The organism is Alkalimonas delamerensis (genome assembly GCF_030717955.1).
Lineage (GTDB): Bacteria > Pseudomonadota > Gammaproteobacteria > Enterobacterales > Alteromonadaceae > Alkalimonas > Alkalimonas delamerensis.
This window is the reverse complement of sequence record NZ_JAUZVY010000005.1, coordinates 1-18,163: the sequence shown is the minus strand read 5'-3', so window position 1 is coordinate 18,163 and position 18,163 is coordinate 1. Positions and strand designations below refer to the sequence as shown.

The window sequence follows — 18,163 nt, the reverse complement described above, 5'->3', positions numbered from 1 at the left end:
CGGTATTTTGACGCTGAACTCAGTGAGATTATGACAGCACCGGACCTGCAAGAACACCTTAGCATCATCGAGCGGTTAAAAAGCTCAGTTCAGACATCTGATTTCGATCAGATGTTTGCTGTGCTGACCAGCGAACTGCCCAAATCCAAACAGTTCCTGCTAAAAATGGAGCTCAAGCGGCTGTCGCAGCCTTGTGACTTCTACATTGACTTACGTGGCCATGTCGATGGCCAAGTCCGGCCTTACGAGCATCAAGGCAAAACCCATTACATGGATGAGCATGCCATTGAAGTATTTGAACAAGGCATTCGTGAGTATGGCCGCTTTACCCTAGGTGTCTACGAAGACGTGATGAACACCGACAACAACTACCGGGTGATGCACCGCAAAGAAACCGAAGCTCGTATCAAAAAGGCTTTGGATAGTGATGATACGGCTGGGATTGAAGATGAGCTGGAAGCGCCGAGCAAACACCAGGCCCGACTGGTGCAATTTGGCAGCTACATCAACCGCAGCGGAGAGCGGATGAATTACAGCATTACCGTTGAGATCGTGCTGGACAACGGCAAAAAGTACAGTGCCCAAACCACTGACATTTCGGTGCAAGGCTGCAAACTGAAGCTGGCCCGCCAGGTGCAGCTGGAAGCCGGCACGGAGTTGGGTATTTTTTTCCGTGAGCTGGAACAAGAGTACACCCTGGATCGCAGCAACCCAATCCGCTATCAGCTGGTCGAAGCAAGTCCTCTGGACCAGCGCAGCCAGCAACTGCGCTTAAAGCGACTGGAGCAAAGCAACGAGCAGGAGCAAGAGTTCACCAGCTTTATTGACCGTTTTATCCGGGGCAACAAGCGCCGCTACAAGCTGAACCTGGACAATGCGCTGGATGCCGTCATTGTCAAAGGATACGAGCAGTTCTTTGTGCCAAGAACCAGCAGCCTGCACGTGTTTATTGCCGTCCATCAGGGCAAGTCAAACCCACAGTGCGCGTTAACCACCGAAAACAACAGAGCCAGCTTTCATTACTTTCAGGACGAACAGCAGCGCTCGGTGCTGCCTCAGGTACTGAGTGCCAAGCGGTTAAAGCAGCTGCTGCAGCAACCCGAAGGGCAACGGCAAACCCTGCTGTACTGCTTCACTCATGCCGCCAAAGGAAAATTGTACTTCTACACCGCAACCACAACCGAATTGCTGGCGGAGCCCGCACTGCTCACCTTGTTTCAGGGCTTTGGGGCCAGCAAGAAAAGCTGGAAAGTGTTCCAGCTTAGCTTTTTAACCACCTCAGCCGATTTCAGCCAGTTGCATTTTCAGCTGCCAGGCTCTGACACCAAAGCGCCAGCCAGCAACACCCGCTTGCTGGATGCCTACCTGAGCCCATTGCGTTTTATCGTCAGCATGACGGATCTGACCGACGACAGCAGCACTTCCTGGTATCAGCAGCACAGCTATGACAAATCCTTAATTCGGCAATTGAATCAATTTGCTCATCCCAAGCTCAATCAGCTGCCCTTTTGTGAAGCCGTCCCGGTCAAGTACGTCAATCTTCGCTCGGAAGACCGTTACCTCTACAAAACGACGGTGGAGTGTTTCAACGCCAAAGAAGAACCGCAGCCTGAAGCCTTTAGCCGCGACTTTTCGCCCAACGGCATGCAAATTGAGACCCTGCTGCCGGTTCACTTGCAGCGTGGGGATATCGTGCGGCTGAACCTGCCGGACTTGCAAAAAATCAGCAGCAAATACAGTCTGAAACAACTGCCATATGAAGTCATGGCCATCAGCAAAAGTGGCACCATCATGAATCTGAAAGTGCTGGAAAATGATCAGGGGCACGCCGGCAAGGAGTTTTTCCAACTGCTGATTCAAAACAACCGCAGCAAGCTGACGGTGGCAGAGGAGCAGGTCAAACATCCCGGCTTAGCGCCAGCCTTGCGTAACATGCTGATTAAAGCCGTGGATAGCTTTCCATTTTACCTACACCGCAAAGGCATCCGCTACGAGATGAAGGCCATAGCACAAGGAGGGCTGCCAGCCAGCTTGCATCAACTGCTCGACCAGCTGCCTTCCTTGCCAGAACAAATCAACATTGAGCCGCTGATCAAGCACAACGCCGTCAGTTTAACCTTTGCCAGCCAGCTGAAGCAGATGAAACGACAAGATCCGCCGCAATGTTACGAGCTGTACCTGAAAGTGTTGCCACAACCGGAAGGCCCACCGGAGCTCAACTGTCATTACGATTATGAATTTAACAAAGAGCCGGACAAGCATGCCTTTATCCAGCAGTTAATCGAGGACAAGGCTGCGGTTTTTTGTTACCGGATCTGGCTATCGCGCACCGGCCGGCCGGACAGCGACTTTATCGCCAAAGAACTCAGTTACATTAGCCAGTATGCCATTCACAAAGCCAAGCTGCTGGAAGAAGAACTCTGGAGTGTGGTGGGGGTAGGTGAATTGATTGATATCAGCGAAGAGTTGCTGTTGCGGCTCGGGATCCCAGAGGCGCAGCGTCAGCAGCAGCGCAGCTTACGTCTACGCTTGCTCAGCGCTCAGCCAACTGCTGGAGCCACTGCAGCAATTTAGGAAAGTGATCCTGCACCGCCATAGGATGCGTTAACATGCTGACATGGTCGTAATCCACAAGGGCACCTGACGCTTTGCCTAGGTGGCTGAAACGCGCCTGCTGTTGATGAGCTTCTGCGATAAAGGCTTTGACATCATCCGGATGCCCCAGCACCCGATCTTTTTCTGCCACAAAGTGCCACAACTCAGGCCAAGCCGTGCTTTTAGCCGCGCTTTGGTAATCAAAACCATCGCTGCAATCAACAAAGGCATCCTGCTCTATCCAGCGAATGCAATCGAGCAAGAATTGTCTGGGTTCATCATCAGCGCCCAAACGCCAGCGCCTGGCCGGAAAGTAGCCCTGCCGCTCTGCCAACCAGGGTGCCAATCGATTCCACAGCCAGTCGATTTTTAATTTTTTCTCCAGGCTTTGTGTCCGGATGCGGCGTTTACTGCCAAAACAGACTTTGGATTGCACCAGCGGCAACAACTCAGGATGACGACTTAAACTGGCCGCTGCCAGCACCCCACCCCAAGAGTGCGCGATCAGATGCAGCGCCTGCTGATTCGCTTCAGCAACATGGCGCACTAACGCCGGAATATCCTGGCAAATTAACTGCTGCTGGCTGTGATCAAAGCCACTGGAGCTGTGTGGTAAGGAGCGGCCCCGGCCGGCAAAGTCGGCACAGTAGACCGCAAAGCCCTGATCGGCCAGATAGCAGCCCAAGCCTTTGCCGGATTGACTGTAGAAAATCCGGCCATTGCCAATGGCCCCATGCAGCATCAGCACAGCGCCAACGGGCTGGTGCAGCGGCAACAAACGGCGGATATGCAACTGATAGCCTTTCACCGGTAAAAAGTACGAATGCTGTTGATGCTTCATCAGACAAGTTAGTCCAGCAAATACAGCAGCTGCAGCAAAGAGCCATGGCGAATCGCCGCTTTGGCCTTTGCCTGCACCAGTGGCTTGGCATGAAAGGCCACGCCCAATCCCGCTTCTGCCAACATTGGCAAATCATTGGCACCATCACCAATGGCCACTGTTTGATGTTTTGCCAGATGGTACTGAGTGGCCAACTGCCCTAACACCCTGGCTTTGGTGCTGGCATCGACAATAGCACCCTGCACTTCACCGGTTAGTTTCCCATCCACTATCGCCAGCTCATTGGCAAAGGTCGCCGACAAGCCCAGTTGCTGCTCCAGCGCCTTGGTAAAATAGGTAAAGCCACCGGAGGCGATGGCTACATGCCAGTTGTAACCCTTGAGCTGCACAACCAGCTCAGTCAGCCCTGGCATCAGCGGCAGCTCTGCCAACACCTCGGCCAGAATAGTGGCATCGGCGCCTTTCAGTGCCGCCACCCGCTCGCGCAAGCTGGCAGCGAAATCCAGCTCGCCACGCATGGCGCGGGCCGTGACCTTAGCAACTTCATCGCCAACACCGGATTTGCGGGCAATTTCATCGATGCATTCAATTTCAATAGCGGTCGAGTCCATGTCCATCAGCAGCAAGCCGGGCTCACTCAGGCTGGGTGCTTGCTCCAGATACACCAGCTCCAGCGCTTGTGCCTGCGCCCATTGCCGAACATCCTGCTGCTCATGCTGCGATAACAACATTGGCAGCTGCAACAACAGGGCTGGCGCTAAATCCGGATGCGGCTGATACAAGCGAAGCGCCAGCACCTGTTGCTCCAATGCAGGGCAGCTGGCAAAAAGCGCCGGCAACTGGGCAAACGTCAGGCTGCCGCCAAAAATCCGCAGGCTAGCCTGGGGAGTAACATTACTGAGTTGCGGCTGCAACGATGCTGCGCTCCAGCCGACGACAGGCGACTTGGTTTGGACCCTGAGCTCACCGCGCTCGGTGCACAGCAAGGCGGTGTCATGTTCTGAACAACAATCGGAGAGGTTCTGCGATGGCCAGTCAGCGGCCTGAAATTGATAGCAATGCGACACGACAATACCGTGGTTGGTTGCGGTTTCTCTATTCTACTCATAAAAGCCTTCGGCTGTCAGTGCTTTGTGGCAGTAAACTGCATGTCAGCTGCTATTAGCAACCAGAAACCATAAAGCGACACATTCATGCGATTATCTACAGTCGCTTTCTAAACTCTCAGCCGTATACTTGCTACCAAATTAAAAGGAGCCACAGATGTTTGTTACCTTAGTTGCCCTGCATGTGGCAGCCGCCGTCTCCACCCCGCTGGCCACACAAACCGCTGCCGAAAGCGCCGAAATAGAGCGCCTGGTCATCACGGCTACCCGCACTGCCCGCCCCTGGCTGGAAACCCCCGCTGCGGTGGAGCGTGTTGATATAGAAAGCCTGACACCCGGCATGCGCACCGATGCCGCCGAGTTGCTGGAAGGCATGGCCGGCCTGCAAGTCGACACCCGCTTTAACTTTGCCCAGGATACCCGCATTACCCTGCGTGGTTTTGGTGCCCGCGCCGCCTTTGGCGTGCGCGGTGTGCGACTGCGGCTGGATGGCATTCCCTTGTCGATGCCAGATGGTCAGGCGCAAACCTCCAGCATTTTACTGGACGAGCCAAGCAGCGTCGAAGTGTTGCGGGGCCCACTGGCAGCCATTCATGGCAACTCGGCCGGTGGGGTGATTGATCTGCAAAGCAGCCGGCCGCTGCCACCAGCAACAAAGCCAACCAATGTCTCGGCCAGCCTGAGCGCTGGCAGCGCCAAGCGTGAGCGCCAGCATCTGCGCGCCGTTTATGCCGATGAGCGCCAAAGCTTTAGTGGCGACTATGCCCGCTTTCGCACTGATGGCGACAGGCCCTTCAGCGCGGTAAAACGTGATCAGTGGGCATTGCGCTGGTACCGGGATCTTGGCGAGCAGGCGGAGCTGATTCTGCGGCTGGATGACAACGATGCGCCGCTGCTGCAAGACCCCCTGGCTTTAAGCCCCGAGCAGTGGCGGGAAAACCCAAAGCAGACCGCTCCCCAGGCAGCCACCTTTGGCACCCGCAAAAGCATTCGCCATCGTCAGCAGTCCATGACTCTGCGAGCACGAAATCTGAGTGAACCGTCTTGGCTCACTGACTGGCGGTTGTCGGCCTGGCATGGCAAGCGGGAAATTGAGCAGTACCTGGCGTTTCCTGGCACTGCCATCAGCTCATCGGGTGCCGTCATTGATTTAAGCCGTTCGTTTTATGGCACCAACCTAAGCGGCACAGTGCAACCTCTGGCAGCCACGCCGTGGCGCTTGACGCTGGCGCTGGATAATGAGCAGCAAAAAGACGAGCGGCTTGGCTTTGTCAATGACTTTGGCAACAGAGGCGAGCTGCGCCGCGACGAAACAGGCCGGGTCGACAGCCGTGATGCCACCCTCATCAGCGACTGGCAGTTCCATCCGCGCTGGGCCTGGGTCACAGGTGCCCGCTTGAGCCGCATCGACTTTACCGTGGCCGATCGCTTTATTGTGCCCGGCAACCCGGATGACAGTGGCGAGGTTCGTTATCAGGAAAATGCCTGGAGTTCTGCGCTGAACTTTGCCGTGCGCGATGATCTCAGCCTGTTTGCCGGCACCGGTGTTGGCTTTGAAACCCCGACCTTAACCGAAATGGCGTATCGCAATGAAGGTTCCGGCCTGAATACCGAACTTAATGCCGCCAAAGTGCGCCAACACGAACTTGGCTTGAAGCTGCAGCGCAGCAACTGGCTGGCGCAAAGCACCGTCTTTGTGATTGATACCGATGATGATTTGCTGGTCGATAGAAGCATTGATGGTCGCACCACCTACCGCAATGCGGCCAATACCAAACGTCAGGGCTTTGAGCTAAGCAGCCGCTTTAGCTTAAGCGATACCTTAAGCTGGCGTGCCAGTTACACTTGGCTGGATGCCAGCTTTGGTCAAAGTGAAGCAGATGCCAACAGTGGCAATCGTTTGCCCGGCTTAGCCCGCAGCAACTTTTTCCAGCAATGGCAATGGCAGCCGATTAGTAGTGGTGCCTTACAGCCGCTGAGTCTGCGCTTGAACCATCAGTACCGCTCGAGCGTGCCGGTCGATGACGCCAACAGCATCGATGCACCAGGCGCACATCTGTGGGGGCTGGCGGCACAGACCGAGTGGCAATGGGGCAGCAGCCAACTAGATGCCTGGCTACGGCTGGATAACCTGACCAACAAAGACTATGTCGGTTCGGTGGTGGTCAACCAGGGCAATGGCCGCTCCTTCGAGCCTGCGCCCGGCCGGCTTTGGATGGCCGGCATCACCCTGCGCTGGTAGCTTGCAGTCGAAGTACCTGTTGGGTATTGTGCCAGATCGCCTCGGCCAGTTGGGCTGGTGACTCTGGCCGTAACTGGCAAAAGTGTTGAAACACCAGCGCCAACTGGGCCGGTGTATTAGTCTGCCCCTGAAAGCCGGCCAGTGGCATGGCCGGCGCATCGGTTTCCAGCACAAAGGCACTTAGCGGCAACTGCTGCACCGCGCGCCTGGTTTTGCCAGCGCGTTCATAACTGATGGTGCCGCCAATGCCCAGCTTAAAGCCACAATCAATAAAAGCCTGGCCCTGCTCCGGGCTGCCGGAAAAGGCATGCAAAATACCGCCTTCCACAAAGTTTTCCCGCTTAATTGCCCCCAGCAGATGCGGTTGGGATTTGCGGTGATGCAAAATCACCGGCTTATTCAGCCGGGCGGCCAGTGCCAGTTGGGCTTCAAACAATTGCTGTTGCATGGAGAAAGTGTCAGAGGAAAGCGCGAAATCGAGGCCGATTTCGCCAATCGCACAGACTGCGTCCTGCTGCTCAGACAGCATGGTCTCCAGTTTTGTCACCGCCTGCAGACTGTGCTGTGCGGCCCACCAAGGGTGAATACCGAGTGCAATCTGCCACGCTGGCTGCTGCTGATGCAGTTGAAGTAACGGCTGCCAGGCAACCTGCTCTACCGCCGGGATCAGCAGCGCTGCAACCCCAACGGCCTGAGCAGCTTGCCAGTGAGCATCCATCTGAGGAGCCAGCTCGGGCAGGTTCAGATGGCAGTGACTGTCGAACAGCCTTAAGGACATAGCCGGTCAATCGACCAACGGCTGTCGTCCTCTTTGCGGTACATAAAGCGGTCATGCAACCGGTGCTCGCCGCCTTGCCAGAACTCAATCTGATGCGGTCGCACCAAAAAGCCGCCCCAAAACGAGGGCAGTGGCACTTCGCCATGTTCGAACTTGTGTTTGATTTCGGCAAACTTTTGCATCAAGGCCTGCCGGGTGGAGACCGGCCGGCTCTGCTCGGAGGCCCAAGCCGCTAACTGGCTTTCTTTGGGCCGGGATAAAAAGTACTTCATCACCTGCGTATTAGAAACCCGTTCAGCCGTGCCATAAACAATCACCTGACGCTCCAGCGGATGCCAGGGAAAGTGCAAACTGACTTTGGGGTTGGCCGCCAGCTCAGTCGCTTTGCGGCTGCCCAGATTGGTGTAGAACACAAAACCATCAGCACTGACATCCTTTAACAGCACCAGCCGCTGCGACGGCTGGCCACTTTCATCCACCGTCGCCACACACATGGCAGTCGGGTCCGGCAGCTCGGCAGCAATGGCGTCTTTGAGCCACTGCTCGAACTGCCGAATGGGATCAGCATGCAGCTTATCCAGATCCAGTTTGTCTTTGGTGTAACTGCGCCTGATGGCATCAATCTTCATTACATCCGCTCCATCACCTCAATGCCCAGCAAGTCCAGCCCCTGGCGTAACATGCGGGCGGTTAAAATACTCAGCATTAAACGGCTGGCTTTGAGCTCTGGTTCAATGCCGTCTTTGAGGATAGGGCAAGCTTCGTAAAAGCTCATAAAGAGACTGGCCAATTCATACAGGTAGTTGCACAGCAGGTTGGGCTGGGCCTCTTTCATCACCTGCTGCAAGGTTTCTTCCAGCCGCAGCAGTTTAACTGCCAGCTGTAGCTCCTGCGGCTGTTGCAGCAAAATCGCGGCCTGGAAGTCATCGCCAAGCTCTGCTTTACGCAAGATGCTGCGCACCCGGGTGTAAGCGTATTGCAGATAAGGGGCGGTGGCCCCTTCAAAGCTCAGCATCGCATCCCAGCTAAAGACGTAATCGCTGGTACGGTTTTTTGACAGATCGGCAAATTTCACCGCACCAATGCCCACTTTGGCTGCCACTTCCGCCTGCTCGGTTGCACTCAGTTCGGTAGCCTTTTCTGCCACCAGAGCACCAGCCCGGCTAATGGCCTCATCCAGTAACTCAGCCAGCTTAACGGTGCCGCCAGTACGGGTTTTGAAGGGTTTGCCATCTTCGCCCATCATGGTACCGAACGGGCAGTGATGGTACGCCGTGTCGTCACGAAGCAAACCGGCTTTGCGGGCAGTCAGCTCCACCTGCTTAAAATGCAGGCCCTGACGGGCATCGGTAAAGATAATGATGCGATCGGCCTTTAATTGCTGGCTGCGGTACTGACAAGCCGCCAGATCGGTGGTGGAGTACAAGAAGCCACCACCGGTTTTTTGAATAATAAAGGGGGATGGATTGCCGTCTTTATCGGCCAGCTCCTGCAAAAACACCACCAAAGCGCCCTGATCTTCCACCGCCAGGCCACTGGCTTTGAGCTGCTCAACAATGCCGTGCAGCATCGGGTTGTAGGCACTTTCCGGCTTGATGTCATCATGCGTCAGGGTGACATTCAGTTTCTGATAAACCTCATCGCTGTGCTTAATCGAGGTATCAATAAACAATTGCCACAGCTTCTGGCAATGGGCATCGCCGCTTTGCAGCTTCACCACATAATCACGGGATTTATCGGCAAAGCCGTCTTCATCGTCAAAGCGCTTTTTCGCTTCGCGGTAAAAGTTTTCCAAATCGGCCAGCGCCACCTGCTCCAGATCGATACCGGCTGCCAGCTTGTCTTCCAGGTGCGCAATCAGCATGCCGAACTGGGTGCCCCAGTCGCCCATATGGTTTTGCCGGATCACGGTATCGCCCCAGAACTCCAGACAGCGAACCACCGCATCGCCGATGATGGTAGAGCGCAGATGACCCACGTGCATTTCTTTGGCCAGATTGGGCGCGGAATAATCCACCACCACGGTCTGCGGACTGGCATTGGGTGCCACACCAAGACGTGGGTCCTGCACCGCCTGCTGCAACTGAGCAGCCAGCCACTCTGGCTTTAAGCTGATATTGATAAAGCCCGGGCCGGCAATCTCCGCCTTGGCTGCGATATCATCCAGCGCCAACGCATCCAGCAATTGCTGCGCCAACTGACGCGGATTGGTTTTCAGCGCTTTGGCGGCGCTCATGGCGCCATTGATTTGGTAATCACCAAACTCCGGCCGGGTGCTGATGGTGACCGCCGGGTTGGTGTCGGCCGGAACGCCGAGGGCTGCAAAAGCCGCTTGTGTTTTTTCCGTCAATAGGTGTTTGATATTCATGCGCTTTGCCTGTTAGTGCTCACGGGTTTTGCTAAACTGAATGTTTGGGTAACGCTCAATGGCCAGGTTTAAATTGACCATGGTCGGGGCGATGTAGGTCAGGTTGTCACCACCATCCAACGCCAGATTCTGGCTGGCTTTCTTTTTAAATTCCGCCATGGCTTTGTTGTCATCGCTGTAGACCCAGCGAGCAGTGGACACGTTGATGCTTTCGTACAAAGCATCAACGTTGTACTCGGACTTTAACCGGTGCACCACCACATCGAACTGCAGGATGCCAACCGCGCCGACAATCAGATCGTTGCTGTCGATGGGCCGAAACACCTGCACCGCCCCTTCTTCCGACAATTGCACCAGGCCTTTGAGCAGTTGCTTTTGCTTCAGTGGGTCGCGCAAACGGATGCGGCGAAACAGCTCCGGTGCAAAGTTTGGAATGCCGGTAAACTGCATGTCCTCGCCCACAGTGAAAGTATCGCCGATTTTAATGGTGCCATGGTTGTGCAGGCCAATGATGTCTCCCGGCCAGGCTTCTTCAACATGCTCCCGGTCACCGGCAACAAAGGTCAGTGCATGCGATACCTGCACCTCTTTACCAAGCCGGACATGGCGCATCTTCATGCCTTTTTCGTACTTGCCAGAGCAAATGCGTAAAAACGCCACCCGATCGCGGTGCTTCGGATCCATATTGGCCTGGATTTTAAAGACAAAGCCGCTAAAGCCAGGCTCGTGCGGTTGCACCACACGGCTGTTGGTTTCTCGAGGCTGTGGCGTCGGAGCCCATTCAGTCAAGCCATCCAGCATGTGATCGACACCAAAGTTGCCAAGGGCGGTACCAAAGAACACTGGGGTCAGCTCGCCTTTTAAGAACAGCTCCTGATCAAAGGGATGACTGGCGCCCTGCACCAGCTCCAGCTCATCGCGCAGGGTTTCGGCTAAAGAGCCAATGGTTGCATCCAGTTCAGGGTTATTGATGCCTGCAATAATGCGAACATCCTGAATGGTGTGGCCCATGCCCGATTTGTACAGGATAACTTCATCCCGCAGCAGGTGGTACACCCCTTTAAATTCCTTACCACAGCCAATCGGCCAGGTAATCGGTGCGCAGGCAATATTCAGGACGCTCTCAACTTCATCCAGCAGATCAATCGGATCGCGGATATCCCGGTCCATTTTGTTCATAAAGGTCAGAATGGGTGTATCGCGCAGCCGGGTCACTTCCATCAGTTTGATGGTTCGCTCCTCAACCCCTTTGGCAGCATCAATCACCATCAGGCACGAGTCCACTGCTGTCAGGGTGCGGTAGGTATCTTCCGAGAAATCTTCGTGACCTGGGGTATCGAGCAGGTTGACCAGGCAGTGGTTGTACGGAAACTGCATCACCGAGGTGGTGACTGAGATGCCCCGCTCTTTTTCCATTTCCATCCAGTCGGAGGTAGCAAACTGCCCCGACTTTTTGCCTTTGACAGTGCCGGCTTTTTGGATCAAAGCCCCGAATAACAACACCTTTTCGGTGATGGTGGTTTTACCCGCATCGGGGTGACTGATGATAGCGAAGGTACGCCGGCTGTCGATTTCCTGCTGTAACTGTTGGTTGCTCATTCAATACTCGTCGCGACAATAGCAAAATGCAGCGGCCCAGTTGGGTACCGCTGCCATTGAAAAAATTTGCTGCATTTTACCGCGAATGACGGAACGGGGGAAATTTAATTGCTTGTTTTGCTCAGGCAAACTGAGTCAGGTAGCGCACCACTTGCTGTTCCAGCCAACTGGCAACACGCCCCATGGCATAGCCTTGTTCGCAAATCAGTTGGTACGACTGCCAGCTGAGCGCCCCTGGATGTTTCAGCACCCGCAGTTGCTCGGCTTTAAGTTGTTCCATAATCACCGGTTGCGGCAGTCGCGACCAGCCGGCACCACTGATCACCGCATCCCGAATCAGCTCAAACTGAGTCAGTGCCAGGTAATTGGAGCCCCCGGACAGTTGCGGTACCAGCAAATCATCCTGCAAGTAGGCCGTGGTGACCTGGGTAAATTGCTGCAGGTCATCGTCATGCACCAGCGGCAGGCGACAGAGCGCGTGATCCGGCCCGGCCACCATCATCACCCGCAAACCGCCCAAGGGCTGAAAGCGCAAGCTTTCGTGCGGCTCTTGATGCTGAGCCAAGCCAAACGCCAAATCGACCGATTGCCAGTCCACCAGCTCGGTCAGCTCCTGCGGTGGCGCCAAATAGACAGAGACGCCGGTCAGTGGAAACTGTTGTTTAAGAGCAGTCATGGTTTCACGCCAGAAACGCTCCGGCAAGGCATCGTCCCGCGCAATCCGCAGAGTCGATTCAATGCCACTGCGCTGCTGCTGACAGCGCTGCTCGATTTGCCGGGCCGATTGCAGCAAGCGAATGCAATCGGGCTTAATGGCCCAGGCAATGGGCGTTGGCGTTAATTCATTGCCAGAGCGCTCGAACAAGGTCACCGCCAGCTCATCTTCAAAACTGCTGAGCACGCTGCTGATGGTGGTACGGCTGCGGCCAAGCTGCCGGGCCGCCTCGGCGACTGAGCCTTCGTCCAACACCACCAGAAAGACTTCCGCCTGTATCACTTTCATCAGCACCTCAACCTGCCACGGGCTTTCGCTGAAAGCCACGCGAGACAATGCATAGCAGCGCCGAGAAGTTCGTCGGCTAGCGATTAGTTGCCTCCAATAAATTTACCATAGAATAGCGCCAACAAAGTACATCAGCAAGCCGACTGACTGTATAGCCAGTCACTGCCGACGAATACTTTGTCACTTTTTTGCCATAAATCGAGGTTTTTATGTTGTCGCTGAACAGCCGTTCGGAGTCATCAATTCTTAAGTTTTCTGCTGCCGGTGCTGGTTTCTTTGCCCTGGTCGGCATAGGTTGGGGGCTTTGGGCCCATTCCATGGCCATCGTCTTCGATGGCAGTTACTCTTTGGTGAGTTTAGGCTTGTCGCTGTTGTCTTTATTGGCGTTGAAGGTATCCACCTCACCAGCCGATAGCCGTTTTAACTTTGGTCGTTTGCCAGCCGAGCCACTGGCCATTGCGGTCAAAGGCATGGTCATTCTGCTGGTGTGCCTGGTGTCTTTCGCTGCCGCAGTGATGGCGTTGCTGGATGGAGGCCGTCAGATAGCGGCCGATAAAGCTATTTTCTTTGCTTTGCTTAGTGTCTTGGTGTGCTTCGCCATTTGGTGGCGGCTGCGCCAAGCCAACATCTCATTGCAATCAGTGCTGGTGGAAGCCGAACAAAACCAGTGGTGGATGGACGCCGTGCTGAGCCTGGCCGTGCTGATTGGTTTCATTGTCACCTGGAGTCTTCAGTTTACCTCTTTTGCCGCCTGGGCCCTCTATGCCGATCCAGTGATGGTGATTCTGGTATCCGGTTACTTTATTCAGGTGCCGCTGCGCATGGTTTTCAGCGCCATTAACGAGCTGTTGATGATAAGCCCACCGGCAGAGCTGCGGAAACAGGTCTACCGAGAGTTGGAAAACCTGGGTATTTCCCATCGTCAATGCAAAATGGCGAAAAGCGGCAGTTACTTGCTGCTGGAAGTACGGATCGGTATCAGCCGGGTTGAACAAATGCAAGGTCTGCAGCAGCAGCTGGAGCGACAATTGGCGCACTTGCCGCTGGAGCCGGTCATTTGGTTGGACTTCTACTGTCAAATCGCACGCCCACAGCAACAAGCTGCTTAAGAGAACACTGTCAAGTATACCGATGCTGGTCTGCTGTGCGCATCGGGATTTCCATTTCCACTGTTCTAAGGATACAATGCGCAGGTTTTGCCGATTGCTAAACGAGGAAGCGTAATGCCTGATATTGTGGTGATGTTTTTTTTGTTGGGCCTGTTGGCAGGTATTCTGCGTTCCGATCTCACTATTCCTAAAGCTGCCTACGATACTCTGAGCTTGCTGCTGATGCTCACCATCGGCTTAAAAGGCGGGATGGCGCTGCATGGCAACCTCAGCTGGCAGTTGGTGCCCGAGCTTGGTAGCGTTATTCTGATCGGTGCTCTATTCCCGCTACTGCTTTATCCAGTCCTGCGCAGTCTGGTGCGTTTATCATCGGCCGACAGTGCCAGCTTTGCAGCCCACTATGGCTCTGCCAGTGCCGGCACCTTTGCCGTGGCCTTGGCTTATGCCGAAAGCATGCAACTGACGATAGGCGCTGAAGTCACCCTCTATCTGGTCATGCTGGAGCTTCCTGCCATTATGGTAGCCTTGGCGATTTACCGCTGGCGGCAAAGTGACGGTCCGAAAACCAGCCAAAGTGCCATTTGGCACGAAACCCTAACCAACCGGGGGGTGGTGCTGCTGGCCGGTGGCGTGCTGATTGGTTATATGTATGGCCCGCAACAAGGCTCCGCCGTGACCGAGTTATTCACCAATGCCTTTAAAGGGGTGTTGGCGCTGTTCTTGCTGGAAATGGGCTTAACCGCAGCAGAAACCCTGAATCGGATATCGTTACGGTATTGGCGGGTGATTTGTTTTGCGCTGATTACACCAGTACTCTTGGCTGTTTGCGGCATCTTCACCGGCATCTGGCTGGGCCTGCCCGATGGCTCCATTCTGATTTTAGCCAGTTTAACTGCCAGTGCCTCCTACATTGCAGCGCCGGTGGCCATTCGCACCGCTATTCCTCAGGCAGATATCGGCTTGTCCTTGCTGGCAGCACTTGGCATTACCTTCCCGCTGAATGTGCTGCTGGGTATTCCGATGTACCTGCAGTTTATTCAGTGGCTGCATTAAAGAGCACTAAAGCTGCTGTCCCATCACCAAGGCATCCTCTGATCCAGAGCTGCCTTGGTAGTAGTTCTTCCGCCGGCCGGCTAATTCGAAGCCAGCACCTTGGTACAAAGCGATTGCTGCTGCATTGGATGCCCGTACTTCCAGCCATACCTGGTAACAACCACGCATTTTTGCTTGCTGCAACAAATGCTGCAACAGCCTACGGCCAAACCCTTTGCCCTGCTCATCTGGCGCCACCACTATGTTAAACAGGGTAGCTTCATCCAGCACTTGCTGCGCCAGATAGTAACCACAGAGCTTGCTGTCTTGAAGCAGCACAAAATTGAAGTATTCCGGGCTCAGGCAACTTTCAAACAATGCCTGACTCCAGGGTGCGAAAGCAGCGGCTTGCTCAATCGTCAGGATCTGCAGCAATTGCTCGGCAGCAAGCGGCTTAATCTGCAGCATCAAAGTAACGACTTAAGCACTGCCACAGCTGGCGTTTCAATGCAGTAGCGGCCAAAGTCGCAAGCTCTGGGGTTAGCAGTTGGTGCTCGCTTAATTGGCAAGCTGTGAGCTCGGGTTGAATTGACCAATGCAAGGTACCGAGCAACAGCGCCTTTTCAGCGGCAACAGGCTGCTGCTGACAAAAAGCCAACACATCTTGAACCAGACCGTGGTTTACATCCGGACACAACAACTGAATGGAGGACCTGGAGTCAAGGTCTTCAGAGGCTGACTTGCTAGAGAATTGAAATTGCGCTCTTAGCTGCAATGGCTGGATGCCAAGGATTTTTAACAGCTGGCGTTGAGATGCATTAAACACAGGTGTCACCTTTGTCTGTGGCACATTCTGTGCTCAGACCAAAGTGGCAGGGGCAGAGGGATTCGAACCCCCAACCGTCGGTTTTGGAGACCGCTGTTCTACCAATTGGAACTATGCCCCTACATTTGGTGGCGCCATTATACAAAAGCCGACTAAAAGGTAAAGCAGAATTCATTCTATGCTCCTTTGACTGCATAGAAAACATACACGCTTTGCTAAAAAGAAGAAAGCCCGGTGTGTAGTACCGGGCTTATCAGGACTAGCGGCCGCTTTCAATCGGACGACTTGGTTTGGCGATAACGCTCAAACCAGTGGATCACATAAGCGGGTTTGGCCATCAAATTACTTGGCCGGGCATGCAAGGCATGCGATGCACCCGGGATCCGAACCATGGCGGTATCAATACCACGCAATTGCAGCGCCTGATAGTACTGCTCGGTTTCAGAGATCGGCGTGCGGTAATCGGCATCACCAGTAAACAGCATGGTCGGCGTTGTGACATTACCAACATAACTGATGGGCGAGTGCTTCAGGTAGTGCTCCGGCATCTCCCAGGGCAGACCAGGGAACCAGTATTGGGTAAAGTAGTTGTACATATCGGCATTCAGTACAAAGCTGTACCAGTTGATGACCGGATTAATGGCAGCCGCAGCGGCAAAACGATCGGTATGGCCAATGGTCCAGGTGGTGAGTACCCCGCCACCACTGCCACCAGTGATAAAGAGCTCCTGCTCATTAATAAAACCACGCGCAAGAACGGCATCAACGCCATCCATCAGATCGTTGTAATCGTAACTTGGGTAATTGTGATGAATCAGATTGGCAAAATCCTCACCATAGCTGGTGCTGCCCCTTGGATTTGTGTAAAGGACCACATAGCCCTGCGCTGCCATTAACTGCAACTCCATCGCAAACACCGGGCCATAAGCAGTGTGCGGGCCACCATGAATTTCCAAAATCAACGGGTATTGCTTGCTGGCATCAAAACCCGGTGGATACATCACCCAACCGTGGATTTGCTTGCCATCGACCGAAGACTCATACCAGATCTCCTCGACCTGGCCGATGGTCCGCTTAAAGAGCAAATCGCGGTTCAGATCGGTCAGTGTTCGCTGAGTACGCCGATGTTGGATAGCAAGCTCTGCCGGACGTTCAGTGCTGGCCTGGGTGTACGCAATCAACCCATTGTCTGCCACGCTGAACTGACCACCACTGTATGGACGACTAAAGCTGACTCCACCTAGATCGTCAACCCGTACAGAACGATTGCCCCTAAGCGGCTGCTCAGCTACTTTCCCAATGCCAAGGTCGTCGTACTGAATATAAAGCCCGCGACTGTTGCTTTGCCATTGAAAGGCATTGATATGACGATCCAGGTCTTCGGTCAGGTTGCGGACATTGCTGCCATCTAAATTCATCACATACAGCCGGTTGGCCTGATGAGCTAACTTTCTGTCTTCAAAACCAAGGAAAGCCAATTGACGACCATCCGGTGATAGCATCGGTTGGCTGGCAGGCCCGGCTGGGTCGTAGATTTGTTCAATGCTGCGATCAGCCAGAGTTAAGCGGTAAATAGCAGAGTTGAGTGGTGCCCGGTAGGCCGCCTCACGGCGGTTGGCCGCAAAATACACCGCATTGCCATCGGCTTGCCAACTTAAGTCACCACTGTGATTGTAATCACCCGTAGTTAATTGAATGGCAGAGCCACCTTCGGCAGCAATCAGGTAATGATGGCGATATCCGGATGGTAAATAACCAGCACCATCAGCACGGTACTGCATGCTGTCGATGTAAATCGGCGCAGGAGCCCAATTAGCATTTGCTGGCTTGCCAGGCAAAGTCACTGGTGGTGGAACTGATTTGGCAGTGAACATGTTGAAAGACAGCCAGTTACCGTCAGGAGACCAGGTCAGATTAGCGGGCGCATGCGGCAACTGACTGATTTGCACCGAGCGACCGGAGTCCAGCCACAGCACATGAATTTGGCCATCCTGCACATAAGCGATCCGCTTTTGATCCGGCGACCAGCGGGGTAAGCTGGCATTGCTGTCGGTTTGGGTCAGTGGTTGCATGGCTGAACCATCGGCATTCATGATCCAAAGCGCCATCCGGCGGCGATCGGTTTGTCTGTCAAACCAATTGCGTACAAACACGATTTGATCGCCTTTGGCATTAACCTGAGGATCAGTCACCAATTCTAAATGAAACACATCATCGTACTTCAGTGGATTAACTTGCTGCGCTATGGCAGTAGCCGTCCACAGCAAAAGCAACGGCAAACAGAGTTGAAGGATTTTTTTCATAGTTCGTTTCCTGGACCTTGGGAGCAGAAACATACTACTCCAGCTGACAGTGTCAGGAATACAATTTGCGGTTAACCGGAGTAAGAACAAGATGGAGTCAATCGAAGTAAGACTGCATTTGTTGCAAGCTCCAGGCTGAGACGCTCCTTCAGGCTCGCCACAACAACTCCTTCGCTAATCGCTCAGTCAAACATGTTGATGTCGATCTGAACGAGGCCTCAGCCTTCGCGGATAGATAGGAGTCAGGCGCTGCAACGCAAAAAGGCCTACCGGTGAGGGTAGGCCTTTTGCTTGAATAAGGTGCCTGGCGGTGTACTACTCTCGCATGGCGAATGCCACACTACCATCGTCGCAGCTGCGT

14 protein-coding genes and 1 tRNA gene are annotated in these 18,163 nt (G+C 54.3%); 4 read left to right on the top strand and 11 right to left on the bottom strand.

From position 1 onward, the window contains the following. Positions 1 to 30: 30 nt before the first annotated feature. Positions 31 to 2,574 carry a PilZ domain-containing protein gene (locus tag Q3O59_RS11805; protein ID WP_305945773.1) on the top strand — a complete coding sequence of 848 codons (2,544 nt, stop codon included), beginning with the start codon at positions 31 to 33 and terminating at the stop codon, positions 2,572 to 2,574. Here the strand turns inward: Q3O59_RS11805 and Q3O59_RS11800 are convergent. Together Q3O59_RS11800 and serB are read right to left on the bottom strand one after the other, a co-directional pair. Next, entirely contained in the window at positions 2,534 to 3,436 is a 903-nt protein-coding gene (locus Q3O59_RS11800; protein ID WP_305945772.1) for an alpha/beta fold hydrolase, read from the bottom strand. The two genes, Q3O59_RS11805 and Q3O59_RS11800, sit on opposite strands and share 41 nt — an antisense overlap. A gap of 8 nt (positions 3,437 to 3,444) precedes the next feature. Continuing rightward, positions 3,445 to 4,350, bottom strand: a complete 906-nt coding sequence (serB, locus tag Q3O59_RS11795) for a phosphoserine phosphatase SerB (protein ID WP_440132271.1) — start codon at positions 4,348 to 4,350, stop codon at positions 3,445 to 3,447. A gap of 349 nt (positions 4,351 to 4,699) precedes the next feature. On the opposite strand from serB, the gene Q3O59_RS11790 reads away from it, so the two are divergent. Then, positions 4,700 to 6,784, top strand: coding sequence for a TonB-dependent receptor family protein (locus tag Q3O59_RS11790; RefSeq protein ID WP_305945770.1), 2,085 nt, complete (start codon positions 4,700 to 4,702; stop codon positions 6,782 to 6,784). On the opposite strand, the gene Q3O59_RS11785 is transcribed toward Q3O59_RS11790, so the two are convergent. From Q3O59_RS11785 to Q3O59_RS11765, 5 genes are all read right to left on the bottom strand, one after another. After that, positions 6,768 to 7,562: a TatD family hydrolase gene (locus Q3O59_RS11785; RefSeq protein ID WP_305945769.1), complete on the bottom strand. Its 795-nt coding sequence runs from the start codon at positions 7,560 to 7,562 to the stop codon at positions 6,768 to 6,770. The two genes, Q3O59_RS11790 and Q3O59_RS11785, sit on opposite strands and share 17 nt — an antisense overlap. Continuing rightward, complete coding sequence (pdxH, locus tag Q3O59_RS11780) at positions 7,553 to 8,191, bottom strand: pyridoxamine 5'-phosphate oxidase (RefSeq protein ID WP_305945768.1); 639 nt, start codon at positions 8,189 to 8,191, stop codon at positions 7,553 to 7,555. Before pdxH ends, Q3O59_RS11785 begins: the two co-directional genes overlap by 10 nt. Continuing rightward, positions 8,191 to 9,930, bottom strand: a complete 1,740-nt coding sequence (gene argS, locus Q3O59_RS11775) for an arginine--tRNA ligase (RefSeq protein ID WP_305945767.1) — start codon at positions 9,928 to 9,930, stop codon at positions 8,191 to 8,193. The genes pdxH and argS overlap by 1 nt, the downstream gene beginning before the upstream one ends. A 12-nt stretch (positions 9,931 to 9,942) precedes the next feature. Next, on the bottom strand, positions 9,943 to 11,529 hold the full coding sequence (gene prfC / locus Q3O59_RS11770) for a peptide chain release factor 3 (protein ID WP_305945766.1): 1,587 nt from the start codon (positions 11,527 to 11,529) through the stop codon (positions 9,943 to 9,945). A 121-nt stretch (positions 11,530 to 11,650) separates the two neighbouring features. Next, complete coding sequence (locus Q3O59_RS11765) at positions 11,651 to 12,532, bottom strand: LysR family transcriptional regulator (protein ID WP_305945765.1); 882 nt, start codon at positions 12,530 to 12,532, stop codon at positions 11,651 to 11,653. A 209-nt stretch (positions 12,533 to 12,741) separates the two neighbouring features. On the opposite strand from Q3O59_RS11765, the gene Q3O59_RS11760 reads away from it, so the two are divergent. After that, on the top strand, positions 12,742 to 13,641 hold the full coding sequence (locus Q3O59_RS11760; RefSeq protein ID WP_305945764.1) for a cation diffusion facilitator family transporter: 900 nt from the start codon (positions 12,742 to 12,744) through the stop codon (positions 13,639 to 13,641). A 114-nt stretch (positions 13,642 to 13,755) separates the two neighbouring features. After that, positions 13,756 to 14,694, top strand: a complete 939-nt coding sequence (locus tag Q3O59_RS11755; RefSeq protein WP_305945763.1) for a sodium-dependent bicarbonate transport family permease — start codon at positions 13,756 to 13,758, stop codon at positions 14,692 to 14,694. Between the two features lie 6 nt (positions 14,695 to 14,700). Here the strand turns inward: Q3O59_RS11755 and rimI are convergent, their stop codons facing one another. The 4 genes from rimI to Q3O59_RS11735 form a co-directional block, all read right to left on the bottom strand. After that, positions 14,701 to 15,141: a ribosomal protein S18-alanine N-acetyltransferase gene (gene rimI / locus Q3O59_RS11750; RefSeq protein WP_305945762.1), complete on the bottom strand. Its 441-nt coding sequence runs from the start codon at positions 15,139 to 15,141 to the stop codon at positions 14,701 to 14,703. Continuing rightward, complete coding sequence (locus Q3O59_RS11745) at positions 15,128 to 15,499, bottom strand: hypothetical protein (RefSeq protein ID WP_305945761.1); 372 nt, start codon at positions 15,497 to 15,499, stop codon at positions 15,128 to 15,130. Before Q3O59_RS11745 ends, rimI begins: the two co-directional genes overlap by 14 nt. Positions 15,500 to 15,543: 44 nt before the next feature. Then, positions 15,544 to 15,620: transfer RNA gene (locus tag Q3O59_RS11740), tRNA-Trp, on the bottom strand. A gap of 151 nt (positions 15,621 to 15,771) precedes the next feature. Continuing rightward, positions 15,772 to 17,802, bottom strand: a complete 2,031-nt coding sequence (locus tag Q3O59_RS11735) for a S9 family peptidase (RefSeq protein WP_305945760.1) — start codon at positions 17,800 to 17,802, stop codon at positions 15,772 to 15,774. Between the last annotated feature and the right edge of the window lie 361 nt (positions 17,803 to 18,163).